The sequence below is a fragment of the Exiguobacterium sp. s83 genome, from assembly GCF_018617095.1.
GTDB lineage: Bacteria > Bacillota > Bacilli > Exiguobacteriales > Exiguobacteriaceae > Exiguobacterium > Exiguobacterium profundum.
Window position 1 is genome coordinate 47,245 of sequence record NZ_JACSJP010000002.1, and the last position, 25,902, is coordinate 73,146.

Genomic DNA, 25,902 nt, shown 5'->3' on the forward strand with positions numbered 1-25,902 from the left:
TAGAATCACAAGGCAAATGATTATCATTATCAGTCGATAATAATAGATGGAATCGAATAAGGTTGAGTGAATGTGAAAGGATGAATACAATGAGCACACTTGAAGCATATAACATGGCATTTCGAAATGGATTGGAACTAGAGGACGATGTGGTCCTTGAAGAGATGAAGCTCGGGGAATCGACAGAGTGGGATTCGATTGGACATATGACCCTCATCGCCGAAATCGAGGATGCGTTTGACGTCTATATCGACTCAGATGAAATGACAGAGTTCCATTCGTATCAGTCTGGTATCGCGTTGTTGCAACGTCTCGGTGTGGACATCCAGTCATGACGCTTTTTCAAACACTCGAGCAGTACATGGATTGTGAGGCGGTCTATGCGGACCGCTCTTATTTATATAGAGAGATGTTGGAAGTCGGGGACTCGATTTGTCAGGAAGTCGGCGAACGGTCGCTCGTCTTCTGTTTATGTGCCAACCGAGTCGAGTCGCTCTTCGGATATATCGGCTTTCTCCGTGGGCGAGTCGTCCCGGTCTTGCTCGATGCAGATATTCCAGTAGACCAATTACAGAAGTTGATGGAACGGTATCAACCGACTCACGTCTGGGCTCCGGAAACGAGGGAGGATTTGGCGAACTCGTTGGATGCCTTCTATGGCTATGGCGGCTACGCCTTATTTGAAACCGAAACATCGGTTCGCCACCAACTTCATGAGGAGCTGGCCCTTTTGTTGACGACATCAGGTAGTACCGGAAGTCCGAAACTTGTTCGCCTCACATACAAACATCTGATGGCGAACGCTTCATCCATCATCGACTATCTCGACATCGATCAAACGGATAAACCAATCACGACTCTGCCGATGAACTATTCGTATGGACTCTCCATCATCAACAGTCATCTGTTAAAAGGAGCGACCCTCATCCTGACAGACCGCTCAATCGTTCAAAAGGAGTTTTGGGAGCTATGTCGTGCCGAGAAGGCAACCACGTTTGGTGGGGTCCCGTTTCATTATGAGATGTTGAAACGATTGAAGTTTGAGACGTACGACCTCCCAAGCCTGAAGAAGTTGACGCAAGCCGGTGGCAAGTTAGATCCGAAGCTTGCGCAGCACTTCTCAACGGTATGTGAAGAAAAAGGAATTCAATTTTTCATCATGTACGGTCAGACGGAGGCGACGGCCCGGATGTCGTATTTACCGGATCGGATGCATGCGAAAAAAGCCGGTAGCATCGGAATTGCCATCCCTGGTGGAACGCTCTCGTTACGAGATGAAGCCGGGAACGACATCAAAGATGCGAATGTGACGGGCGAACTGGTGTATCAAGGCGACAACGTGTCGTTTGGGTATGCGACCTCGTTAGCGGACCTTTCAAAAGGTGATGACAATCACGGTGTTTTACGAACAGGTGACATGGCGTATCACGACGAGGATGGATATTTCTTCATCGTCGGCCGAATTAAGCGCATGATCAAACTGTATGGCAGTCGAATCAGCCTAGACGAAGTCGAGGCGCTCCTTCGAGAGCATGGATATGACTGCGTCTGTGCCGGGGAAGACGACCAGTTATACGTGTATACGTTACAAGATGACGTCGCACGCATTCAAAAAATCATCAAAGAACAAATCAAGGTGAAAGGTGTTCGGGTGATGCAGATTGACGAGATTCCGCGGAATGCGTTCGGGAAGATTCGTTATGCCGCATTGCCGAAGCGAGAACTTGTGACCACCTGATTGTCAGGAATCGGTACATCGTCAAGTTTCATAACATCAGGTGGTAATATGACTTTTATTTCGATTGAATTTCTCTTATTTTTAACATTCATCGTTGGAACGTACTATGTGGTTCCACATCGATATCGGTGGGTGCTCCTTTTGTTGGCGAGCTATGTCTTTTACGCCACGTTGAGCGTTCAATTCATCCCGCTCCTGCTGATTAGTACGGCCTTCACGTACGTCATCGGGATTTTGATTGAGAAGCAAGGGAAGAAGGCACAGAAGAAACGGCTCATGTGGGTCGGTGTCTCCGTTCTCGTCTTCTTCCTCGGATGGTTCAAATATTTTAATTTCGTCAATGATTCGCTCCGTTCGTTCGCCGCATGGAGCGGATTTGATTATGACGTCCCGTATAGAGAGATCGTATTGCCGTTGGCCATCTCGTTCTATACGTTCCAAGCCATCAGTTATGTCGTGGATGTCTCGAGAGGGAAGCAAAAGGCAGAGCGTCATTACGGCTATTTCTCTGTCTATTTCGCCTTCTTCCCGCAGCTTGTGGCAGGTCCGATTGAGCGGGCGAAAAAACTGTTGCCACAGTTGAAGACGGAGCAACATCTCGACTACGACAACATCAGCTATGGCATCCAGCGCATCATTTGGGGTTTCTTCAAGAAGACATTGATTGCCGATCGGTTGGCCCCGATTGTCGCGAGTGTATTCAATAGCCCGGACCCGACCGGTTCGGAGATTGTGCTCGCGACGATGTTGTTCTCGATTCAATTGTTCGCGGACTTCTCGGCATGCAGTGACATCGCCATCGGCTGTGCACGCTTACTCGGGATTCGCTTATCGGAAAACTTCAAGCAGCCGCACTTCGCCGTATCAATCGCCGACTTCTGGAACCGCTGGCATATCACGCTTTCGATGTGGCTACGGGATTATATCTTCATGCCGCTCGCGAAAGGAAAGAAGAAGCGCGAGCAGATTTATGGTGCCATCCTTGCAACGTTTTTAGTAAGTGGCATTTGGCACGGAGCCGCATGGAACTTCGTCTTATGGGGACTCATTCATGGAATCTATCGCGTCTTCGGTGACCATACGAAACAGCAGCGTGAAAAAATGGCGTCATGGGTCGGATTTGACCGTGCGCCGACACTGCATCGGTGGTGGAAAATCGCCATCACGTTCCAGCTCGTCTGTTTCTCACGAGTCTTCTTCCAATCACATTCGATGGCAGAAGCGTTCTCGCACGCTAAACTATATGTGACACCGTCTTCGTGGGCACCGTCAGGCATGATGCAGGCGATTCAAATCTTCTCATTGCTCGATTTGATCATCTTCCTCGTCGTCTTTGTCGTCGTTCATCTGTTCCAACATATCGAGCGGACGAGAGGTTCGGCTTGGGATTGGATGGCACGTCAGTCTGCCGTGACGAGTGTGGCCATCAACTTGTTCTTGATTATCTCAGCGTTCTTATTTGGCGTGTCGAGCCAAGGATTTGTATACGGTGGGTTCTAAGATGGATGGAAAGGAATTAGCATGAAGCGTTTAGGAATCAAAATAGGTGTCGTATTACTCGTCATCATCGCAATCTTCATTCCCGTCAACGAGTTCGTGAAAGAGTCGTGGGAATATAATAATAACCGAGCTGTCCTTGCCTTCAAGGAAGACCCTCACCCGGTCGACATCATCAATTTGGGGACGTCCCATGCGATGTACGGGTATTCATTCAAGTCACTTGGATTATCGCATCTGGATTTGGCGTTACCGAGTCAGCCAATCGAATATGACTTGAAGATGTTAAAAGAATACGATGAACATCTGAAGCCAGGTGGGGTCGTGATTGTCTCGTTATCACAAGTCACCTTCAGCAATTCGAACGTCGGTCGGAAAGAAAACTACTATCGCGTCTTGGAACGGGAAGACTTGGAGTCGGTCAGTTGGTTCAACTACTATACACACGAACGCTTCCCTGCATTGAACAGTGGGAGCGCCTACGCCGCCATTTCCCGGGAAATCCGAGATTTCCGCTTCGATGCGCACAAGCCATGGGAGAATGGGGGGCTGAACTATTCCGAGCGTAAGTATGAGGAAGTCGCCGCCCAATATGAGAATGCCGTGAACAATCACGAGATTGAAGAGAATATGGCATATTTACAAGACATCATCGATTATTGCAAGAAGCAAGGCTATCGCGTCGTCTTAGCGATAGAGCCGGTCCATTCGTCGTATCATGCGTATTTCGACGAAGCGGTCATGGAACGCCTCGTATTTCAGCATTTAGAAAAACTGGATATCGATGTCCCATTCCTCAATTACATGGGGGATGAACGGTTCATTCACAAACAATCCTTCTTCCATAACCCGGACCACTTGAATGGGGACGGGCGAAAATTATTGTCTACGCTTGTATATGAAGAGTTGAAGCGATTGGGGTATATTCAAGATGAAGATGATAATATGGAACGGGAGTGATTCCAATCGAAACAATCTATTTAGCCGGAGGATGTCTATGGGGTGTCCAGGAGTTTGTGAAGACGTTACCGGGTGTCCTTTCAACTGAAGCAGGACGCGCGAACGGGACGACCGATACGTTAGACGGAGAGTATGACGGTTACGCAGAGTGTGTCAAAACGACGTTTGATCCGGATGTGGTGACGGTCGAGGATTTGATGAGCTATTTATTTGAAATCATCGACCCATACAGCATCAATCAACAAGGAATCGATGTCGGCGAGAAGTATCGGACGGGTGTCTACAGTGAGGAGTCACGACACTTGATGGAGGCGCAAGCGTTTATTGATCGACGATCGGATGCGGAACGAATTGCTGTTGAAGTGAAGCCGCTCACGAACTATGTCCGAAGTGCGGATAAACACCAGGACCGTCTGACGCGTTGTCCGGACGATTATTGTCATATCCCGAAAGACTTATTAACAAAATATCAGAACGTGTCATCATCAAAGCGTCTCTTCTGAGATGCTTTTTTTGTAAGAACTGATACTGAAGATGTTGATATGAGCAGCAACAAAACTAGTCATGGTTCATAAGGATGGGAAAATATGTTATCTTCATCATGTTCTAATTCAGAAAATGAAAAAGAGGTACAAACATGTTCACATTCGGAATCATTGGTGGTGCAAGTCTTCTTTTAGTGGCGTTCGTCTTCGGCGTGACATATCTTGTCGTCCGATCCATTGTAAAAATGATGAAAAAGTAAAAGAAGGAGTCGGTCACTCAAATCGAGTGATGGACTCCTTCTTTTTACGTCCGTTCGAGAACATTCACGAGCATCTGATGGATAACGTCATGATCGTTCGGGTCATGAAGCTGATAGGGACTGCCGGGGAGCGTATATACATCTTTCGCTCCGACGTACGTGATGTGGAGTGTCAAGGAACCATCTTCCTGACACGCCGTCGTCAGTTCCAACTCACCACTGATGACACCGACTTCTTCCGTCATGACACCGTGGGTTGCCTTAAAGATCGAAGTGATTTCGTTCATTCGAAGACTCCTTTTCTCACTCAGTAACTGCAAGCATTGATGGCTGTCGTGAGTGCTGACTTCTCTGCGGATTGAAGGCTCAAGCCCCAACGACTCTTTGTCTCGACCCACATCTTCGCATACGCACAACGCGCCCCAGTGCGAGGGGGTTGCCATGTCGACGGGTCTTGGTCTCCTTTTGAACGGTTCGATGAAGCGGACACCGCAATCAATTGAGGACCGTTTAAGTCGTTCGCAAAGCTTTGACGTTTGGTCGTCGTCCAGCTACTTGCCCCAGAGCGCCATGCTTCAGCGAGCGGAACGACGTGGTCGATATCAATGTCAGAGGCTGAGGTGAACGTGATTCCGTCATAGTAACTGTACCATGAGCCAGTCGCAACCGGACATTCGTCGACGACCGAGTCAGCGTCTCGTTTCAAGACGATGTGACGCGTGTTACAACCGCTTCCTTGACTCGACCAGTGCGGGAAGAGGTCACGACTATACCCCGTCATCGACCCTTCATTTTTGACAGTGAGGGCATTCAGTTTCGTGAGTGCGTCCGCTTTCGATGGGATGTTCGGTGGAAATGCAGAGACCGGTGTCGCGTCAAACGATGCGGAGATCCAGACGAGCAAGGTGACAAGTGCGACAGACATGAGTTTCTTCAACATAAAAAGCCTCCTACTATGTATTTGGAATGAACACTTGCGAGGCAAGTGGGCAACCTTTCATTAAACAACTAGTGAGACAAACATTACGCAATAAATCCAACTTGATCATACACAGGACGATTTTGAAAAAGCGTGAAAATCTGCAAAATGATTAGAAAGACTGTCACAAATCCTTCTCCAGTATCAGCAAGGGACATGGTGTTATTTCTTTGGAACTAGTGAGCGATCAGGACTGGTATAATGGATGACATGGATGGAGAGAAAAGAAGAGGTGGATGGAATGAACAAGAAAGAGATTGCGGCGATTCGCCGACAGTTTAAAGTAAATGCGACAAAGCTAAAGATTGCTGACTTATATACGATTTACATCCGACAGGAAACGAATGAGATTTATTACGAAGAGTTGCGTCCGTTCCCATTCTTAGAAGAAGAGCAGCAGGAGCTGTTTTTGACGAACTTCAAAAAAGTGCTCGGTGGAAAACTTGATGAAAAACTGTTCGAAGTGAAGTTCCAATATCCTGAGGAAGGTCAAGTCGACCATACGCAAGGCTTGCTGTATGAAGGACTTCGTACGGAAGAGACCGACGTCTGGACGGACTATATGCAACGCATCGCGTTGAAGATGGTGAAAGACACGCCGTTTGAGAAGGATATGGTCGTGACGTTCATCCGGGGGAATTATAATAAGCCGACGAACCGGTACTCGGAAGAGTCTGAGATTCACGCGAACGATGAGGTGTATACGACGAAGTTCATCCTCGGCAGCATCAGCCCGACAGAGCTTCCGAAAAAATCACTCGTCTTTGACTTCGTCGAGCGGGAGTTCAAAGCCAGCTTGATTGTGAATCCGATCATCAAACTCGAGGCGCCGATCGGCGGATTCTTATTCCCGTGCTTCACGGACAACGCGGCCGATGTGAACCATGTGCTTTATTCGGCACACAAAGCGCATCAACCGGATATGAAGTTCATTGAGAACGTGTTGAACGGTTCGGAGATTGTCACGGCAGTGGAAGAGAAGGCGGTCTTCGAAGAAGTGGTCAAAGCGGTCATCGGAGAAGAAGTCAATTCCCGGACTCTCGCGACCGTTTATGATGAGATCAATCAAATCATTGTCGCCGAAGAAGAGAACGAACAGGAAGAAGAGAGAGTAGCGATGCTCGACTCCCGTGCCGTCGAGGTCGTCTTACGGGCGAGTGGTGTGGAAGATGTGACGACGGAGAAAGTCGAGCAGGCGTTCAAGCAAGTCGTCGACGATACGAAATATGAGATGAAAGCGACGAGTGTCGTTCCGAAGTATACGTCAAAGTCGATTAAAATCAATACGAAAGTGGCCAATATTTCCGTCAGTCCACAAGACTTGAAATACGTGAAGCAAGTGAACTATAAGGGGAAACCGTGCTTGTTGATTGAAGTGGAAGAGGAGACGGAGATTGAAGGGTTCAAACTCATCTCGGAAGAGTCGTTAGACTAATCGAGCATGTTGCAGTGTTCATAAGTGAACGTTCAAGCTAAGAGTCCAAGATGTAAACCTTGGGCTCTTTTTTGACAATCAAGTGAGGAAGGTTGAATTTAAACTTTGATACAGGTATGATTCAGGTGAAAACGTTTTCTAAAAACTATATTTTTTTAGTGTTTATCGAAAGCGCTTTCGGAATTTGTGAAATAACAAAAAACCTCAAAGACGAATATCATCTTTGAGGCTAGAGTTGTATTATTTACGCGCTTTGCTTACTTTTAATTTCTTCCCTTTGACCGGCGTCGTCTCCATCGCTTGAAGGACGATTGAACCTTTTCCGTTCAGAATATCGACGTACGTCATCTGATCATTGATTGTGATGATTCCGATGTCGTCAGCGGATACGCCAGGGATTTTGGCGATCGTTCCGACGAAGTCGACGGCGCGAAGTTTTTTCTTCTTCCCGCCACTGAAGTGAAGCTTCATGATGTCCTGGTTAATACGAGCTGTCTTGTTGTTTCGAACGACGCGTCGTCCGCTCAACTTCTGCTCAAAGGCATCTTGGTTAGCTGCAACTTCCGCTTCTGTCGGCGCATCGATCATCGGAATCTCGAATTGAACGTATGATTCGATAGCTCCGATGAGACGTTCTTCCTGACGGGTCATGAGCGTGATTGCCGTTCCTTGTTTGCCGGCGCGTCCGGTACGACCTGTCCGGTGCACGTAACTTTCCTTTTCGACAGGAACGTCATAGTTGATGACGAGTTCGACGTTGTCGACATCGATTCCACGTGCTGCGACGTCTGTCGCCACGAGGTAGCGGAAGTTACCCATCTTAAATCCGTTCATGACGGCGAAACGGTCCTCTTGCTCGAGTCCGCCGTGAAGGCGTTCAGCCGAGTAACCGGCTTTGTCGAGCTCGGCGTACACCGTGTCGACGTTCTCTTTTGTCCGACAGAAAATTATACAGCTGTCCGGGTTCTCGACGACCGTGATGTCTTGAAGCACAGCCAGTTTCTCGTTCCGGTGAACCGGTAGGAGGCGGTGCTCGATTGTCGAAGCGGTCATGCCGGTCGATTCGATCGCGACACGTGCCGGAGTATTCATATGCTTCTGGCAGAGACGTTCGATATCTTGTGGGAATGTTGCAGAGAAGACCATCGTGACGCGGTCTTTCGGCAACTGTTGAAGAATCTTCTCGACGTCGGCGAGGAAACCTCGATTGAGCATCTCGTCCGCTTCATCGATGATCAAGTATTCGACGCGGTCGAGTGAGAGGGTCTCACGCTCGATATGGTCCATGACACGACCTGGCGTACCGACGACGATATGTGTCTTTTGCTTCAACTCTTCACGCTGTTTCGAGAACGGTTCTTTCCCGTAGACGGCAGTCGCTTTGATTCGTTTAAAACGTCCGATGTTCGTCATGTCTTCCCGTACTTGAACGGCGAGTTCGCGTGTCGGTGTCAAGACGAGCACTTGGGGTTTATTTTCGGACCAGTCGATGAGCTCGATGACCGGAATCCCGAAAGCAGCTGTCTTTCCGCTTCCCGTCTGTGCTTTGACGATTAAGTCTTCGCGCTCGAGCGCACGCGGGATGACCTGCTGTTGTACCTCAGTCGGTGATTCGTATTTCATAATGCCTAGCGCGCGCGTGATCTCGTCGCTCAGGCGATAATCAGTGAATTGCTGTTTGTTCATGGGTAACCTCATTCTTTCGTGAAAACTTCTGCTTCAGAAAATTTCAATGTCTATTTGCAATACAGTCCATTATAGACCGAAAGGCATTAGGAAAGCCAATTTCATATAAAAATAAGTACTGGTGAAAGGGGTCTACATATTGAAACACAGTTATGAAAATCTCATGGATTATTTGAATCAGCATCAGCAACTTACGAGAACAAACCACCTCGAAACCATCATCAAACCCATACCGGATTCAGACCGTACCGGTGACCTTGATCCACGCGTCTTTGCGACGTTGACCGCAAATCATTCTTCACACGATGAACCGGATACAGCATTTGACCTCGAGGTGGCACGTGCCAGCATGGGGTGGCCGAACCGGGATCAGACGACGACTGATATCAAAACCGAGTATCTCATGATTCCTAGTGAGGATGGTGACATCCCGGTTCGTCTGTATCGTCCGCATCATACTGAAGCCATCCCAGCCATCCTCTTCTTCCATGGTGGCGGTTTCTTCGGCGGAACGCTTGATACGGTCGAAAATCCTTGTAAATTGCTTTCGGAACGGGCGAACGCGGTCGTCATCTCCGTCGATTATCGTCTTGCCCCGGAGCATCCGTTCCCGGCCGGATTGAATGACTGTTACCGCGCCTTTGAATGGGTACACGCACATGCGAATGAGTTGAACATCCTGAAAGACCGAATCGGCGTCGCCGGAGACAGTGCCGGAGGAAATTTGGCGACGGCTTGCTGTCTGATGGAACAAGAACGAGGGGAGGGGCGCATTTGTTATCAAGCACTCGTCTATCCTGTCGTCAATCTGGGATCGATTCCGACAGATGATTTTGAATGGACGCTCGATGCGTACGATATCTCACACCATCACGACCTGGTTCGAGGTGTCGTGCTCGCCCTCGCCGACTCGGATTCGCTCTTAAATGACCTCTATCTTCAAGGGGAGGTGGATGTCACGCATCCGCTCGTCTCACCATTATTCGCAGACGATGTCTCAGGCCTACCACCGACTTTGATTGTGACGGCGGAGTACGATTACTTACGACTCGAAGAGGAGGCGTATGCGCGGAAACTGGCACGAGCGGGCGTCCCGACACGCCTCATTCCATATCGGGGGATGGACCATGCCTTCATGGACAAGTTGGGAGACTATCCACAGGCAGACGATTGTATGAATGAAATCGCAAAAGGACTTAAGGAGCTGACGAAATGAAACAGTATACATTGGATTGGACTCGTTATGAGGAATTGGCACGTCAAGCGGTCGCGGAAGGTGTCGTGTTAGTCAAAAACGAACAGAAGACCCTCCCATTACAGTCAGGAACGAAGCTAGCCGTATTTGGTCGTAGCCAGTTCCATTACTATAAGAGCGGTACGGGATCCGGTGGGATGGTGAACGTCGGGCACGTCACGACACCGCTTGAGGCACTACGCGAGCGCCCAGACATTCACATCAATGAATCGCTCTATGCGACGTATGAGGAATGGGTGAAGGAGAATCCGTTCGACCAAGGTGTCGGTTGGGCCGGTGAACCGTGGTCGCAACAAGAGATGGACGTAACGGACGAACTCGTCGAACAGGCGGCACAAGAATCAGATGTCGCCCTCATCATGATTGGACGTACGGCAGGAGAAGACCGTGACAACACGGCCGATCCGGGTAGTTACTTATTGACGGATATCGAACACGCGATGATCGAGCGCGTGACGAAACGCTTCGACAAGACGGTCGTCGTGTTGAACGTTGGGAACATCATCGACATGAAGTGGGCGAAGGAGCCGAGTGCCATCCTCTATGCATGGCAAGGTGGGATGGAAGGTGGAAAAGGACTCGTCGACGTGCTCGTCGGAGACGTGAGTCCTTCCGGGAAACTGACGGATACGATTGCCCGATCCATCGAGGATTATCCGTCGACGAAGAACTTCGGTCACGCGGATAAAGGAATTTATCAGGAAGATATCTATGTCGGTTATCGCTACTTCGAGACGTTCGCGAAAGATGACGTTTTATACCCGTTCGGATTCGGACTGTCTTACACGACGTTCAATACGGAAGTGAAGCGTACGGCAGAGGTAGATGGCGTTTTAACGGTTGAGGTGGAAGTGACGAACACGGGTGAGTGTGACGGGAAAGAAGTCGTCCAACTCTACGTCGAGAAACCGCAAGGGAAGCTTGGGAATCCGCTCCGGTCATTGGTGGCGTTCGAGAAAACCTTGCTTCTTGAACCGGGTGAACAACAAACGCTTTCGTTCAACGTCCACATGACTGACTTTGCGAGCTACGACGACTCTGGCTTGACGGGTCATGAATCGAGCTTCGTTCTAGAAACAGGGACATATCGCTTATATGCCGGAACGGATGTGCGTTCGGCTACACTCGCTTTCGAAGTCGAGCAGCAGGAGCAACGTGTCCTCGAGACGTTAAGCGAAAATATGGCGCCTGTCCTCCCGTTCGAACGGATGAAACCAATTCAAGGTGAACAGGGATTTGAAGTGGGCTACGAGTCGACGCCGCTTCGCGCCGTTGACGTCGAGACACGTTATTTGGAAGAACGCCCTGAGACTAGAGTGTTCACGGGTGACCAAGGTATCAAATTGAGCGATGTGTATCATGGAAAGGCGTCACTTGACACATTCTTAGATCAATTGACAGATGAGGATTTGGCGACAATCGTTCGCGGACAAGGGATGAACTCACCGCGTGTCACGCCGGGGACGGCAGCGGCGTTCGGTGGTGTGTCCGACCGATTGAACGAGCTTGAGATTCCAGCGGCGTGTTGTGCCGACGGTCCGTCAGGCATTCGCATGGATATCGGGACGAAGGCGTTCGCACTTCCGAACGGGACGCTTTTGGCTTCCACGTTCAACGTCGATCTCGTCGAAGACTTGTTTGAGATGACTGGGCTTGAGATGCGAAAAAACCGCGTCGACACGTTGCTCGGACCAGGAATGAACATTCACCGTAACCCGTTGAATGGTCGAAACTTCGAGTATTTCTCGGAAGATCCGCATTTGACTGGGAAGATGGCGGTCGCTCAATTGAACGGCATGCATCGTGTCGGGGTGACGGGAACGCTCAAACACTTCAGCGCCAATAACCAAGAAGCGCATCGTCACGATATCGACTCGGTCGTCTCGGAGCGGGCGTTACGCGAGATTTATTTGAAAGGGTTCGAGATGGCCGTGAAAGAAGGACGCGCATCGTCCATCATGACGACATACGGCGCGGTCAACGGGATCTGGACGGCTGGTCTATACGATCAAAATACGCGTATCTTACGTGATGAGTGGGGCTTTGAAGGCATCGTCATGACAGACTGGTGGGCAAAAGTGAACTTCCGTGAGGATGAGTCGGCCAATCGTCAAAACACAGCGGCGATGGTTCGTTCGCAAAACGACTTGTATATGGTCGTCGACCGCCCGGACCTAAACTCGTTCGAGGATAACACGATGGCATCACTCGAAGAAGGGATTGTCACACGGGGCGAGTTGTTGCGGAGCGCGCGCAATATTTGTACGTTCATCTTGAAATCACCGGCGATGGAGCGTCTTCTCGGGATTCATGACGGTTCAGTCGAGGTGCTCGGCTTTGAGGATGAGATGAATCAACAGGATACATTTGAGTTGGATTACCAACATCTCGAAAACGGGGAACATGTGGATTTGTCAGGAATCGATACCTCGACTGGAAACACACACGTCTTCGCTATCTCGGTCGACCAAACGGGGACGTATGACATCACGTTGACTGCCCGTTCGAACGCGGGAGAGTTGGCACAGATGCCGGTGACATTATTTGCGAACAATATCCCGGGTGCGACGTTCACGTTTAATGGGACGGACGGAGAATGGGTGACGCAGACGAAGCAGGTCTTCTTCTTGAACCAGCATAATTATCTCCAGCTCTATTTCGCGTTAAGTGGATTAGAAGTGAAGGACGTGTCCTTCAAGCTCGCAGATGAATTCAGTATGAAGAACGGCTGAGCCGCCCTTTTGCCGATTCATTGAATACTGTATAATCGAAAGAACGACACATCGTAAAGGAGGCGCATACCCGTGGAAAATCGGCTTCGATTTTCTAGGTCTTCACGCACTCATGCAAAGCCATTTGGACGAAAGGCGATCACTTGCATGGGGCGAAACGAATACCTTGATCGCTTGATTTTAACGTAAACCACTTGGCTTTGCTCCCTTATCGGATTGGATTCATTCAATAAGGAGCGAGGTATGATGAAGTACGTCAATGCGCAACATATCCTGCCAGAACGATTGTTGCAAGAGGTGCAACAATACGTACAAGGTGAAACGTTATATGTGCCGACCCCGACTGACACGAAACGGAAATGGGGGACGGTCAACGGTGGAAAACAATTACTTGAGGAACGAAACGAAGCCATACGCGCAGCGTTTCGGAACGGAGAGCGAATCGAAAATCTGGCCATGTCCTATCATTTGGCGACGCACACGATTCGAAAGATTGTATACCGGTCGACATGAAGGAGGTACGACTAGTTCGCTAGTCGTGCCTTTTTAGGTCGACTATATTTCTTAATCAAAGTGTACACAGTAAGGAAGCATTGTTTCCTGTAAACTGAGAATGAAGGAAGGGGGCGACAAAATGTCAGATCCATTTATTCAAAACGAACAATATAATCTCATCAAAGAACAAGTGATGCTCGTCAAAGAGAGTCGAATGCAAAGCCTGCCGCCTTCTGTCTTGCGAGCAGTCATCGACTTGGCACAATCGAAAGTGATGTATGCATTCCCTGAGGCAACGACTGAACAACTAAAGCTGTTACAGTTCACAACGCTACAGACGAACGAAGCGTTCGACGAATATATGCAACGATTACGAGAATGGGTTCAACCATTTCCCGTTATTTCTGCCGAGCAACTGAAGAGTTTGTTCCCGAAACAAAAGAAGCTTCGTTTACCGGAGTTATCCGATGTTGATTTTGGACGACTCACGTATCTAGGTTGGAACGATGGACGTTCCAATCAAAAGTTGATAATTTGCCAATACGAAGGTCAATTGATTGGCATTGCATGTAAACCGAGTACGAATACGAAGAAAAATATATGTGCCTTTTGTAATCAGTTCACGGATGTGACGTACTGCGTTACGATCACGAAAGCGAAACAAGCGAAAAATCCGGACTATTACAAAGCCATCGGCACATATGTATGTGTAGACAGTAAGACGTGCAACGAACACATCACGAGCCAAGAGGCTTTGCATACTTTTGTTCATACAGCGTTACAGGCCTGACGAGAGAGTCGGGCTTTTTATTTTTTATAAAATACTGTACAACCTTTCCGATATCTCTTTAGATAGAATCCAAGAAGTTCTAATTTAAAAAGGAGGAAGCGGATGAAACATGCAGTGATTTTTGATATGGACGGAACATTGTTTCGGACAGATTTGATTTTAGAGTTAGCACTCGATGAAACGTTCGATTACTTACGAAGTGAAGAAAAATGGATAGGCCCGACACCGATTGGTCAATATCGGAACATCATGGGCGTACCATTGCCCGTTGTTTGGAAAACCTTGCTCCCACGACACGACGAACAAACTAGAGAAGAGGTCGATGCCTATTTCTTAACACGACTCATCAAAAACATCGAAAACGGGAATGGAGCATTATATCCGGGGGTACTCGAACTGTTTGAACAATTGTATCAAATGGGGCATTCCATCTTCGTCGCAAGTAATGGTTTGGTGGACTATTTACAAGCCATCGTCACGCGTTATGAATTGGATCGTTGGATCACAGAAACTTATAGCATTCAACAAATCGACACGTTGGATAAGGCCGATTTAGTGGCTGGAATCGTGAAGAAGTATGAGATTCAGGACGGCTTCGTAGTCGGAGACCGATTATCGGATATCTCGGCTGCACGAGCGAACGGACTCATTTCAATCGGCTGTCGTTTTGATTTTGCGCAAGAAACAGAATTGAAAGAAGCGGATTATATCGTGAATCATTTATCGGAAGTACTCGACATCGTTCTAAAGGAGACGGTTTCGCTATAAGTGAATCGATTTCGAGATTGGTCTCGTAAGTAAAGGACTACAACAAAATCGGAGGGATTATCATGCACACGCTCTACATGAAACAAAAAGTGTTCAGTCTACGCGGGCGCTTCACTATCAAAGATGCGGACGGACATGATCAATATTTCATCGAAGGTAGTTTTATGAAGTTTCCGAAGTCGTTTGAAATTAAAGACATGAACGGTCAGACGGTCACAACGATTACGAAAAAGACGTTCAGTTTTTTGCCGAAATTTTTTGTGGAAGTGGACGGCACAGATATGATGACCATCTCGAAAGAGTTTTCATTTTTCAAACCGAAATATTCCATCGATGCGGCCGGGATCGATGTCCAAGGCGATTGGTGGGACATGGATTTTGATGTGACGAAGAACGGACAATCGATTGGAAGTGTGCAAAAGAAGTGGTTCTCGTGGGGCGATAGTTACGAGATTCGTGTCGAAGAACCGGAGATGGAGCATTTGCTCATCTCTATCGTCGTAGCGATCGATTGCGCGAAAGCAGATCAAGCAGCGGCATCTAGCGCAGCAACATAAAGGGGAGTATCGAATGGAATTTTGGGACGTCTATACGGTCGACCGAGAAAAGACCGGTCGCACGTGGCAACGCGGAAGTCGATTGCCGAAAGGGGAATACCATCTTGTCATCCACGTATGTATCTTTAACGAGAAGGGCGAGATGTTGATTCAACAGCGCCAACCGTTCAAGGATGGTTGGGCAAACATGTGGGATATTACAGTCGGTGGAAGTGCCACGGTAGGAGATACAAGCCAGCAAGCCGCGATGCGGGAACTCGAAGAGGAGATTGGGCTCAAGCTTGATCTATCTCAGACACGACCGCATCTGACAGTCAATTTTGACGAAGGATTTGACGATATCTATTTGGTCGAAATGGAAGTGGATTTGAACGAGCTGACACTTCAAGAATCTGAAGTGAAAGCCGTGAAGTGGGCGGATGAGGCGACGATTCTGCAGATGATTCAACAGCATGAATTCATACCGTATCACACACCGATGATACCGTTACTGTTTGCCATGCGAGGACAATGGGGAGGGATTGATCATCATGCATACGTACAAGTGGATAAATGAACCAAAAAGCGTGAATGGATTTGAACCGCTCACTTTCCGCACTTTGCCAGATACGGACTTTTGGCGAAATACACATTACGGATTCAATCGCATGACGGCGCATGCGCGACTAACAGACGTCAAAGCCAAACGATTTACATGTCGGGCGACAATCCAAATGGAACCGAGCCATACATATGATCAGGCCGGAATCGTCTTATATGTGAATGATGACCATTGGATCAAGACGTCTGTCGAGTACATTCCGGACGGACCGTCCCATCTTGGCGCAGTCGTCACCTCGTTTGGCTATTCGGATTGGTCGACATGTGATTTTTCAAATGACATGGTTCGCAATCCGTTGACGTTTGAAATCGTGTATACAGATGGAGATGTGGAGATTTTCTTTGAATATGGTGACGGTATGCGTGAACAGCTTCGCATTGCCCATCTCCATGACGTATCGACATTACGCATCGGTCCATATGCCTGTAGCCCGGATGTGAATGCGACAGGTTTTGACGTGACATTTTCGAATTGGGAGCTACGGGAAGCATCGACGTGAGTCTGAAAAAAGGAATTTCTCATCGTGAGAAATTCCTGTTTTTTAGCGTTTCCGACTAATCAATCGCGCTGTTCGTAAAATCGATGGCAACAATTTACGACGCTGGCGGAACGCGAGATAGCGTCCTTCCCAAGATGGTTTGAACTTCTGTTTGAACTGTCGCAAGCCACTGAACGGATAGATGTAACTGATGTTTTCAAAAATGTCGGCGGCGACGCGCTCCGGCCAATGGGAGAACGTCTGCTCTCCGACGGCGGCAAGTGGTGCCACGCCGAGTCCGACATGATCATAGCCTTCTGCGCGAGCCCATTCGATGATGTGAAGGATTAACACTTCAATCGATCCGGTCGGCGCATCATTTTTCGAACGCATCAAATCGATGGAGATGGCCCCTTCTCCCCGGAGTAGCGAAATGAAAGCCACGACGACACCGTCCGCATCTCGCAACAAGGCAATCGGATAACGTGTCAACGTTTCATAGTTGAAGAATCCGAGAGAGAAGCCTTTCTCATTTCGATTCCCGATCCATTCGTCTGAGATGTCTTTTAACTCTTGTAACAGCAAGAGGCTCGGTTCACAGACGATGTCGAACGTGATTCCCTTCTTCTCAAACTGATTGTAGAGAGAGCGCATATTTGCACGCTTCTTCCCGGATAAGGAGAAGGCCGAGACGTCAATCGTCGCCTCTTCCCCTAATTTGAAGAACGTGAATCCGGCATCATGAAGGCGAGGCATCCAATTCGGTGTAATTTGATAAAATAAAGGAATATACCCGATTCGATCCGCATCTTCAATGAATCGCGTCAAAAGAGAAGTCGCAGCCTGCTTCTCGCCTTGGATATCACCAAGGACGATGGCATGGTTCCGAGACGTCGCAAACAACAGACACGCATCTCCGGCCTCATTCATGTAAAAACGCTTATCTGCCATATGGGCCAAGTCAAAACTGCTCGATGTGGGCTGTGTTGCTTGGAACTGTCGGATGCGATGTTCATCATAGGCCTCTCCAAGCGCCGGACGTTTCCAACGATCGAACAAGAGCAGGAGTACACTTGCTACGATTGAAGTTAACAATAAGACGAACGTCGTCAACCAACCGGCTTGATGCGATGTGAAGAATAAGTTGTCTGTACCTGCGAATGACTGCAATAAGAGGGCGTGGGTGCCGACATAGAGCAGGACGTAAATCAAGCTTCGGATGAGACGTCCTGTCGTTAAAATCGAACGGTATCGGACGTGTCGTTTACGTGTCAACCAGACGAACATCGCAAACCCGATGACGACGAAGGTCTCAAACAGGTTTAACCCACGAGCGATGACTCCGATGGTCGCCAAGATGAAGGCAGTGTTGAGTAACCAGAGTGTTCGTTTTGTCCGAACATACATGCCATAGACGGATAAAAACATGAGAAGTCCGGCACTCAATAAGAAAAGGGTCCCAATCCATTCAAACCAGCGATTCACTTCATAGAGCGGCGTCACGCTCGGGAGAAGCGTCTGGAACCAAATCAACAGACTGCTCATGAGTGCGATGAGACTTCCAGTCAAGCGTCCAATCTTCGCAAGCGTCCGCGAAACGACGCGCCAGACGACGGTCCCAATCTCATAAGAAGACCCGATGATTGGCCGATACTCGATTTGTTTGACGACCTGATCTCCGAATGCGATGGCTGCGAGAAAAAGTCCAATTAAAAAGGGAACGACAAAATAAACGAATCGATAGATGATTAGTGAAGACAAAACGATGTCTTGATGAATCCCAAGTTGAGTCATCCCAACGAGATACAGTAAGTCAAACGTTCCGGCACCCCCAGGGACGAGGGAGACGACACCGACGACCGTCGCGACGATGAATACCCCGAAGAGTTGCACGAACGAGGCCGACCCGTCTAGTAACGTCAAGGCATAAATGGCGACGAATCCTGCGGTGACCCATTCTGCGATCGAGGTCATCGTGTACCCGAGCAGAGTGGACCACCCGACATTTGATCGGCGTGATGTGACGAACAAATAAAATGGGAGCATCGCACTCACGGCGAGTAGCACCGGCCAAATCCATGGTTTCGTACCGATAAGCCCGCCAGCCGGGAAAATCTCGAGGAGCACACCGATGGAAAGAATGGACAGACCACTGATGAGTGTCGGGGTCATCCAGCCGATGGCACGGAGTAGGCGTTTCGTATCCGTATAGGGACGGTAGAGGGAGGTACGAAGCGCGATCCCGATCACGCCGCCGAAGCCGAGCATCCCGTTCATCGAGTTCGTGATCCACGCTGTTTGAACGATTTTTCGTTTCGGTAGCTCGATATGTAAAGAGCGTAGCAGGAAATAGTCATAGCCCGTCATCGTCAAGACAGCGATCCCACCGAGTAGGATGAGTGTGAACTGTTCCCAACCGGTCAGTTGTTTCAGTGTCGTGAAGGCGGTCGCGAGCGAGAGGTCTTTCAACTCTTGTCCGCTCTGAATCAAAATCAAGCCGATTAACGCTATAGGAATGAGCCATTTTAATTGTTTCCATGAAAAACGAGTACGCATTGCGATCTTCTCCTTATCTGCCATAGGACTGACAGCAGCTTCTGTCTAAATCGTACTATAGGATACGATTGAAATCTGTAAAACGTTTCAAAAAGAGGGGATTGTAAGCGCAAGAAAGAGGACGAAATGTTAATTTTAGATTTGCTACAGTGAGAGAAGAAAGGGGTGTGGAGATGTTGACGTTTGACGAAAAGTGGGCGAAAGTGCTCGCCTGCGATGCAACTTATGACGGATTGTTCTATACAGCCGTAAAAACGACAGGGATCTATTGTCGACCATCGTGCCGATCCCGCAAACCGAAGAAAGAGAACGTTGATTTTTACGTAACGAGAGAAGAAGCGGAGACAAATGGATTTCGACCGTGCAAGCGATGTCAGCCAGAAGTCGAACACGCCCCACACCGTGCGCTCGTTCAACAAGTGACGGCGTATCTCGTGAACCATTATAAACAACCCATTCGCCTTGAACAGATTGCCGAACACGCCCAACTGAGTCCCTTTCATTTGGAGCGGACATTCACCCAGGCGACAGGAGAGACTCCGAGGCAACTACTTGAACGGATTCGAATCGACAAGGCGGCTTATTTATTGCGAACGACCGACATGAGTAATCTGACGGTCTGCTATGAGGTCGGGTTTCAAACACCATCGAACTTTTACCGTGTGTTCCGACAAGTAAAAGGCTGTACACCGAACATGTATCGAAAAGGAGAGGACCTATGACAGAGATGCTACTTGCTGTTCAGCAGCCGTTTGATTTTCAAGAGTGTCTCGTCTTTTTAAGTCGGTCAGAACAAGAAGTGCTCCATGTGACCACACCTGACACGGTTCGAAAGTTGATGCGAATCGGGGAACGGCTCATCCTGATCGAGCTTCGAGAAGAGGGGAATCACATTCATGTACGGTTCCCTTTCGATGAAGTATCAGAGACAGAAAAAGAACGTGTCGCACGTGAGGTACGAGACTGGTTAGACCTTGATCGTGATTTAGCGCCGTTTGAAGCGATGGGTGAAGAGGATGAATTGCTGGCTCCTTTGATTGAAGCACATCGCGGATTACGGATGATTGGCTTTCCAGATTTGTTCGAAGCACTCGTTTGGGCCATCATCGGGCAACAGATCACCTTGTCGTTTGCGTATACGATCAAACGACGCTTTGTTGAACGATATGGAGACCATCGAGTCGTCGAAGGAAGAGCGTACTGGACGTTCCCGTGGGCGGAACGAATCGCCTTGCTCGAACCGGAAGGATTACGTGAGCTTCAATTCAGTCGCAGGAAAGCAGAGTATGTCATTGATATTGCACGGGAAATAACGAATGGAGACCTGTCAAAAACGGCTTTACAATCACACTCTTCAGCTGATATCCGTCAACGGTTACTCGCGATAAGAGGTGTCGGAGCATGGACGGCAGACTATGTGTTGATGAAGTGTTTTCAGGACGCATCAGCCTTTCCGATTGCGGATGTCGGATTGCATCAAGCGATTCAGCATCAGTTAGGGACAGCGAAGAAACCAACGATTGAAGAAGTGAAGCGTTACGGTGAATCGTGGCAAGGTTGGGAAGGATACGCGACATTCTATCTGTGGAGGTCATTATATGGGAACGTATAAATTAGACGTGGAGACACCGATTGGCGTCCTAGAAATCATCGGGGCGGAGCAGGTCGTTCAATCGATTTTATTCGTCGAACGGGAAAGCAAACGAAGTATGGAGCAAGATGTACCAAATGTATTGCGACAGTGCCGGGATGAACTAAACGCCTACTTTCGTGGCGAGCGTATGACGTTCACGTTCCCGACTGAGCAAATCGGGACAACGTTTCAGCATGACGTGTGGGATGCGTTACAAACCATCCCGTATGCGGAGACGGCTTCTTACCGCGAACTTGCCGAACGCGTGAAGCGACCTACGGCTGTTCGCGCAGTCGGAGCAACGAACGGACGCAACAAACTGAGCATCGTCGTGCCTTGTCATCGCGTCATCGGATCGACTGGGAAATTGACGGGCTATGCCGGTGGACTTTGGCGAAAAGAATGGCTCCTGCAACATGAAAAACAAGTCGCACATCACCCCCAGTAAAAAACATTTCCCCCTCCAAATCTGCTACACTAGAAGAGGTCCTATCGTGACGTCGGAATCGACGAAGTTATAGGATGATTCCCGTCACTTATGGAGAAAGTTTTGGAGGAATGCATGATTAAATTATTAGCAGATTCAACGTGTGACTTATCGGATGAAGTGCTTGAACGGTACAACATCGGGGTCGCGCCGTTGATCATCACCATGAACAATATGTCTTACCAGGACCGGGTGGATATCCAGCCGGATGATTTTTACGGAATGTTGGAAGCGCTCCCGGAATTCCCGACGACGGCGATGCCGAGCCCGGCGACGTTCTTGAAATTGATGGAAGATGCGGTTGCTGCCGGCCATGAGGAGATTTTATGTATCTGTATGTCGAGCGGCACGAGCGGCTCGTATCAATCGGCGGTCATCGGAAAAGAGTACTTTGAAGAAGCGCATCCTGACTCACCTGTCAAAATCTATGTCGTCGACTCTCGTTCGATGAGTCACGGTAGCGGCTGGCTGTTGCTGAAGAGCGCACAGATGCGTGAAGCCGGTTCGACGTTCGAAGAGCTCGTTGATTTCAATGAGACGTACAAGACAAAAGTAAAACACTTCTTATCCGTAGATGACCTCGACCATTTGATCAAGAGCGGACGGCTCTCAAACGCGAGTGCCATTATCGGAAAACTACTCATGGTAAAACCCATCATGAGTATGAAGAACGGGAAAGGTGCCATTGTTGCCAAGGAACGAGGCACCCGTAAAGTGCTGAAGCATTATACGGACGAGTTCGTGAAACGCGTCAACCCGGACATCACGAATTTCGTGATCATCGGGTACACATCGGACCAACGGATTGCGGAGAACTTAAAAGCGAAGCTCGAAACCGAAACCGATTTTGCCGGCGAGATTTACCTCATGCAGATGGGGGTCTCGGTCGGGACACATGTCGGGCTTGGTGCCATCTCGATGTTTTTCGTAGAGAAGTGACAAAAGCCGTCTCATCGCGAGACGGCTTATTTGTTTGGCCAAATATGCCCGATGACCGGTGTGCTGTCGTGATAATCGAGACGATAGACATCTGGGTTACGCATCTTACGCCATGTCTCAAAGTCATATTGCGGGTCGAGATGTTGCAATAAGAGTGCGAGCAGATTGCCGTGTGTCACTAATAGGGTTGAAGCATACGGAGCTTTGGCGTGCTCGACGACTTGTAGGATGCGCTGCGTCGCCTCCTCAGCCGATTCGGCACCAGGCAACTTGAACGTCGGGTCGCTGAACGACTGACGTAATGGGGTCAGCCAGTCTTCGAGCGGTTCGTGAGATAGGATGCGTTCTCTCAGTAACGGTTCACGTTCAATCGAGAGGTGATGAGCATCGGCGAGTGGCGTGACCGAAGCGACTGCACGGGTATAATCGCTTGAGATGATCCGGTCGATTGTGAGTTCAGAAAAGAAATCGCGAAGCCATAAAGACTGGGCGTGACCGTCTTCTGTGAGCGGTGAGTCAGGTTCTTGGCCCGCGGCTGAGCAGTGGCGAACCAAATAGAGTGTGGGCATATGGATTCTCCTTGATCATTTTTAGTGAAAAGCCAATAATGAAATATATGTAAAACTATTTCATATCATAGAATATATTTCAATTTACTTAATGATAAGTAGGAGGAACAAATGGATCATTTGAAAAGACAATTAGAAAACTCTCTTTATACTGGGTTTATAGATAAAGATCATTATCATTCTAGTCCGTTTAAACCAGAACTTTTAGTAAACGAACGAGTTAAAAGACAGGATGTATTGACCGCGTTACTCGATGAATTGAAAATTTGTAAGAAGTTTCGATTTGCTGTTGCGTTCATTACAGAATCAGGACTGGCAACACTTAAATCAACATTATATGACTTAAATCAAAAAGGTATTCGAGGCGAGATTATCACTTCTACATATCAACTGTTTAATCAGCCAAAAATGTTCAAAGAACTTTTGAAAATTTCGAATGTTGACGTAAAAATTGCAGATGTGAATGCATTTCATTCAAAAGGATATATTTTTCAACATGAAGGCTACTTTTCATTAATTGTTGGTAGTTCAAACTTAACTGCAGGAGCATTAAAAACAAACTACGAATGGAATATTAAACTAACATCTCATGAAAACGGTGAAATTGTTCAACACTTTTTCAATCGATTCGAAACAATGTGGAATGAATCGATTCCTCTAACCTTAGAATGGATTAAAGCCTATGAAAATGTATATCGTCCAATGGTTAGAGATCGAGTTGCTGAGTTTCCAAGTATGCACGATTTTAATCAAGTCAAGCGGGAGCTTGAAATTAAGCCGAATGACATGCAGCGTTCTGCTTTAGACGGTATTGACGCAGTCCGACAGCAAGGTCATCAACGCGCACTTGTTGTATCAGCTACGGGGACTGGGAAAACATACTTAGCTGCATTTGATGTTCGTCGATATGAACCGAAGCGAATGTTATTTGTAGTCCATCGTGAACAAATTTTGAAAAAAGCCATAAATGATTTTCATAAAGTGATTGGTGGGAACATTGAAGATTACGGTATATTGTCAGGAACAAGTCGAGTAATTGACTCTAAATATGTGTTTGCAACGATTCAAACCATCTCAAAGGATGAAACTTTATATCAATTTGCACAAGAAACTTTTGATTACATGTTGATTGATGAAAGTCATCGGGCCGGAGCCAATACATATCAAAAACTGTTAGAATATTTCACTCCGAAGTTCTTACTTGGAATGACCGCTACTCCTGAACGATCAGATGGATATGATTTGTTCAGACTATTCGATTACAACATTGCATATGAAATTCGTTTACAAGAAGCACTTGAAGAAAATATGCTATGTCCATTCCATTATTTCGGGGTAACTGATCTTGAAATTGATGGGGAGCAAAAAGAAATTGAAGTGTTCCAAAAACTTGTATCAACTGAAAGAGTTGAGCGGATTATTGAAAAGATTAAATACTACGGCTATTCAGGTGAAAAGTTGCGAGGACTAATGTTCTGCAGTTCTAAAAAAGAAGCAATATATTTGTCTGAGCAATTAAATGCTCGAGGCTTTAAAACATGTGCTTTAACCGGGAATGATGCTCAAGCAAAACGAAAGCAAGAGGTAAATAATCTAGAACAGGGATTACTCGACTATATTCTCACTGTGGACATATTTAACGAAGGGATCGATATACCAAGCATTAATCAAGTTGTAATGCTTCGACAAACTGAATCGAGTATTATCTTTATTCAACAATTAGGAAGGGGCTTACGAAAGCATAAATCTAAACGATATGTAACCGTTATTGATTTTATAGCAAACTATAAAAATAATTATTTAATTCCAATTGCTCTCTCAGGTGATCGTTCTCAAAATAAAGATTCTATTCGTCGTAAAGTAATCGATCGGAGCTATATCTCTGGTACATCAACTATTAATTTTGAAGCGGTTGCTAAAGAACGAATTTATGAATCAATCAACCAAGCAAGATTAACCGATTTAAAAACTTTAAAAGAAGCATATCAGAACTTGAAAAATCGATTAGGTAGACAACCTATGTTGACTGACTTTATAGATAATCACTCAATGGATCCGGTTGTTATAGCAACTAAAAATGGACATTATGGTGCTTTTTTAAGAGTTGTTGAAAGTGAAGTGCCCCCTCTTTCGAAAGAAGAAGAGCAAATTTTACTTATGGCAACCCAAGAACTTTTATCAGGTAAAAGAATACATGAGATTTATTTGTTAAAACTTTTGGTATCTGATCTCTCTATAAGTAAATTCAATTTTATTAACTACTTACATGATCATCATGTTCGAGTAGATGATGCAACGCTCAAATCAGTAGAGAATGTATTATCTTTAAATTTCTTTAACGATGCAGACCGAAAGAAATATAGTAATAAGCCGTATATTGAATTTGATCGTGACACGTATCGATTATCTTCACATATACAAACTATGTTACAAAATGAGTGGTTTGCTAAGTTATTAAACGACTTACTAGAAGCATCAATCCTAAGAAGTAAACGATATAATCAAACAAAACCGTTAACGAGATTGGAAAAGTATACGAGAAAAGATGTATGTCGATTATTAAATTGGGAAAAAGAAGAGCAATCTACAATGTATGGTTATAAAGTTAAGCATCATACATGTCCTATATTTGTAACGTATCATAAAAGTGAAGACGTTGAAGCTAGTGTTAATTATGGTGATTCCTTTATTAGTCCAGAGGTATTTCATTGGTATACTCGAAGTCGAAGAACCACAAAATCTGAAGAAGTACGTAAAATTATTGATTCAGAGAAAGAAAACATTGATATCCATCTATTTGTGAAAAAAGATGACGATGAAGGCGGAGATTTTTATTATTTAGGTGAAGTGAAACCCGATCAACAATCTATACAAAACACAACAATGCTAAATAAAAATGGTCAAGAACTTCCTGTAGTCACGATGAATTTAATGCTAAAAGAGAGTGTCGATCAACAGATATATGATTACTTGCATGAGAAAACACATTAAAAAAAGCCGAG

General features: G+C 47.0%; 24 protein-coding genes. 19 read left to right on the forward strand and 5 right to left on the reverse strand.

Annotated features, from left to right (window positions below; translation table 11 throughout):
- Positions 1-80: 80 nt before the first annotated feature.
- The 5 genes from KNO73_RS09645 to KNO73_RS09665 are packed head-to-tail and all read left to right on the forward strand — an operon-like array spanning position 81 to position 4,698.
- Positions 81-335 (forward strand): acyl carrier protein, encoded by a 255-nt coding sequence (locus KNO73_RS09645; protein WP_251024962.1) that lies wholly within the window; start codon positions 81-83, stop codon positions 333-335.
- Positions 332-1,738, forward strand: coding sequence for an AMP-binding protein (locus KNO73_RS09650; RefSeq protein ID WP_215112419.1), 1,407 nt, complete (start codon positions 332-334; stop codon positions 1,736-1,738). Before KNO73_RS09645 ends, KNO73_RS09650 begins: the two co-directional genes overlap by 4 nt.
- Before the next feature lie 48 nt (positions 1,739-1,786).
- Complete coding sequence (locus tag KNO73_RS09655) at positions 1,787-3,238, forward strand: MBOAT family O-acyltransferase (RefSeq protein ID WP_215112420.1); 1,452 nt, start codon at positions 1,787-1,789, stop codon at positions 3,236-3,238.
- Positions 3,239-3,259: 21 nt separating this feature from the next.
- On the forward strand, positions 3,260-4,195 hold the full coding sequence (locus KNO73_RS09660) for a hypothetical protein (protein WP_215112421.1): 936 nt from the start codon (positions 3,260-3,262) through the stop codon (positions 4,193-4,195).
- A gap of 5 nt (positions 4,196-4,200) precedes the next feature.
- Positions 4,201-4,698 (forward strand): peptide-methionine (S)-S-oxide reductase, encoded by a 498-nt coding sequence (locus tag KNO73_RS09665; protein ID WP_215112488.1) that lies wholly within the window; start codon positions 4,201-4,203, stop codon positions 4,696-4,698.
- Between the two features lie 286 nt (positions 4,699-4,984).
- Here KNO73_RS09665 and KNO73_RS09670 read toward each other — a convergent pair whose 3' ends face one another.
- Positions 4,985-5,227 carry a hypothetical protein gene (locus KNO73_RS09670; protein WP_214742459.1) on the reverse strand — a complete coding sequence of 81 codons (243 nt, stop codon included), beginning with the start codon at positions 5,225-5,227 and terminating at the stop codon, positions 4,985-4,987.
- Positions 5,228-5,247: 20 nt separating this feature from the next.
- Positions 5,248-5,880 (reverse strand): HNH endonuclease family protein, encoded by a 633-nt coding sequence (locus tag KNO73_RS09675; RefSeq protein WP_214812680.1) that lies wholly within the window; start codon positions 5,878-5,880, stop codon positions 5,248-5,250.
- A gap of 280 nt (positions 5,881-6,160) precedes the next feature.
- On the opposite strand from KNO73_RS09675, the gene KNO73_RS09680 reads away from it, so the two are divergent.
- Positions 6,161-7,354: a DUF4317 domain-containing protein gene (locus KNO73_RS09680; RefSeq protein ID WP_214873697.1), complete on the forward strand. Its 1,194-nt coding sequence runs from the start codon at positions 6,161-6,163 to the stop codon at positions 7,352-7,354.
- A 240-nt stretch (positions 7,355-7,594) separates the two neighbouring features.
- Here the strand turns inward: KNO73_RS09680 and KNO73_RS09685 are convergent, their stop codons facing one another.
- Positions 7,595-9,040 (reverse strand): DEAD/DEAH box helicase, encoded by a 1,446-nt coding sequence (locus tag KNO73_RS09685; RefSeq protein ID WP_214873562.1) that lies wholly within the window; start codon positions 9,038-9,040, stop codon positions 7,595-7,597.
- A 163-nt stretch (positions 9,041-9,203) separates the two neighbouring features.
- Between KNO73_RS09685 and KNO73_RS09690 the strand changes: the two genes are divergently transcribed.
- From KNO73_RS09690 to KNO73_RS09725, 8 genes are all read left to right on the forward strand, one after another.
- On the forward strand, positions 9,204-10,256 hold the full coding sequence (locus KNO73_RS09690; RefSeq protein ID WP_214873700.1) for an alpha/beta hydrolase: 1,053 nt from the start codon (positions 9,204-9,206) through the stop codon (positions 10,254-10,256).
- Positions 10,253-13,027 carry a glycoside hydrolase family 3 protein gene (locus tag KNO73_RS09695; protein WP_215112422.1) on the forward strand — a complete coding sequence of 925 codons (2,775 nt, stop codon included), beginning with the start codon at positions 10,253-10,255 and terminating at the stop codon, positions 13,025-13,027. The genes KNO73_RS09690 and KNO73_RS09695 overlap by 4 nt, the downstream gene beginning before the upstream one ends.
- Before the next feature lie 246 nt (positions 13,028-13,273).
- Positions 13,274-13,540, forward strand: a complete 267-nt coding sequence (locus tag KNO73_RS09700) for a CD3324 family protein (RefSeq protein ID WP_078145985.1) — start codon at positions 13,274-13,276, stop codon at positions 13,538-13,540.
- A gap of 121 nt (positions 13,541-13,661) precedes the next feature.
- The gene (locus KNO73_RS09705; RefSeq protein WP_214684932.1) at positions 13,662-14,312 is read left to right on the forward strand and encodes a FusB/FusC family EF-G-binding protein; all 651 of its coding nucleotides are present in this window, start codon (positions 13,662-13,664) and stop codon (positions 14,310-14,312) included.
- A 102-nt stretch (positions 14,313-14,414) separates the two neighbouring features.
- Positions 14,415-15,080 (forward strand): HAD hydrolase-like protein, encoded by a 666-nt coding sequence (locus KNO73_RS09710; protein ID WP_215112423.1) that lies wholly within the window; start codon positions 14,415-14,417, stop codon positions 15,078-15,080.
- A gap of 62 nt (positions 15,081-15,142) precedes the next feature.
- Complete coding sequence (locus KNO73_RS09715) at positions 15,143-15,637, forward strand: LURP-one-related/scramblase family protein (RefSeq protein WP_215112424.1); 495 nt, start codon at positions 15,143-15,145, stop codon at positions 15,635-15,637.
- Positions 15,638-15,650: 13 nt separating this feature from the next.
- The gene (locus tag KNO73_RS09720; protein WP_078145989.1) at positions 15,651-16,193 is read left to right on the forward strand and encodes an NUDIX hydrolase; all 543 of its coding nucleotides are present in this window, start codon (positions 15,651-15,653) and stop codon (positions 16,191-16,193) included.
- Positions 16,168-16,737 (forward strand): DUF1349 domain-containing protein, encoded by a 570-nt coding sequence (locus tag KNO73_RS09725; protein WP_215112425.1) that lies wholly within the window; start codon positions 16,168-16,170, stop codon positions 16,735-16,737. Before KNO73_RS09720 ends, KNO73_RS09725 begins: the two co-directional genes overlap by 26 nt.
- 42 nt (positions 16,738-16,779) lie before the next feature.
- Here the strand turns inward: KNO73_RS09725 and mprF are convergent, their stop codons facing one another.
- Positions 16,780-19,272 (reverse strand): bifunctional lysylphosphatidylglycerol flippase/synthetase MprF, encoded by a 2,493-nt coding sequence (gene mprF / locus KNO73_RS09730; protein WP_215112426.1) that lies wholly within the window; start codon positions 19,270-19,272, stop codon positions 16,780-16,782.
- Positions 19,273-19,445: 173 nt separating this feature from the next.
- Between mprF and KNO73_RS09735 the strand changes: the two genes are divergently transcribed.
- The 4 genes from KNO73_RS09735 to KNO73_RS09750 all read left to right on the forward strand — a co-directional run bounded on the left by KNO73_RS09735 (position 19,446) and on the right by KNO73_RS09750 (position 22,331).
- Complete coding sequence (locus KNO73_RS09735) at positions 19,446-19,994, forward strand: bifunctional transcriptional activator/DNA repair enzyme AdaA (RefSeq protein ID WP_031424154.1); 549 nt, start codon at positions 19,446-19,448, stop codon at positions 19,992-19,994.
- Entirely contained in the window at positions 19,991-20,884 is an 894-nt protein-coding gene (locus KNO73_RS09740) for a DNA-3-methyladenine glycosylase family protein (protein WP_214813504.1), read from the forward strand. The genes KNO73_RS09735 and KNO73_RS09740 overlap by 4 nt, the downstream gene beginning before the upstream one ends.
- Positions 20,871-21,353, forward strand: coding sequence for a methylated-DNA--[protein]-cysteine S-methyltransferase (locus tag KNO73_RS09745; RefSeq protein WP_214813507.1), 483 nt, complete (start codon positions 20,871-20,873; stop codon positions 21,351-21,353). Before KNO73_RS09740 ends, KNO73_RS09745 begins: the two co-directional genes overlap by 14 nt.
- Positions 21,354-21,467: 114 nt before the next feature.
- Complete coding sequence (locus tag KNO73_RS09750; protein WP_214684946.1) at positions 21,468-22,331, forward strand: DegV family protein; 864 nt, start codon at positions 21,468-21,470, stop codon at positions 22,329-22,331.
- A gap of 26 nt (positions 22,332-22,357) precedes the next feature.
- Here the strand turns inward: KNO73_RS09750 and KNO73_RS09755 are convergent, their stop codons facing one another.
- A complete protein-coding gene (locus KNO73_RS09755; RefSeq protein WP_215112427.1) occupies positions 22,358-22,900 on the reverse strand; it encodes a histidine phosphatase family protein in 543 nt (180 codons plus the stop codon).
- A gap of 111 nt (positions 22,901-23,011) precedes the next feature.
- Here KNO73_RS09755 and KNO73_RS09760 point away from each other — a divergent pair, with 111 nt between their 5' ends.
- Positions 23,012-25,891, forward strand: a complete 2,880-nt coding sequence (locus KNO73_RS09760; protein ID WP_214684950.1) for a DEAD/DEAH box helicase — start codon at positions 23,012-23,014, stop codon at positions 25,889-25,891.
- Positions 25,892-25,902: the final 11 nt, after the last annotated feature.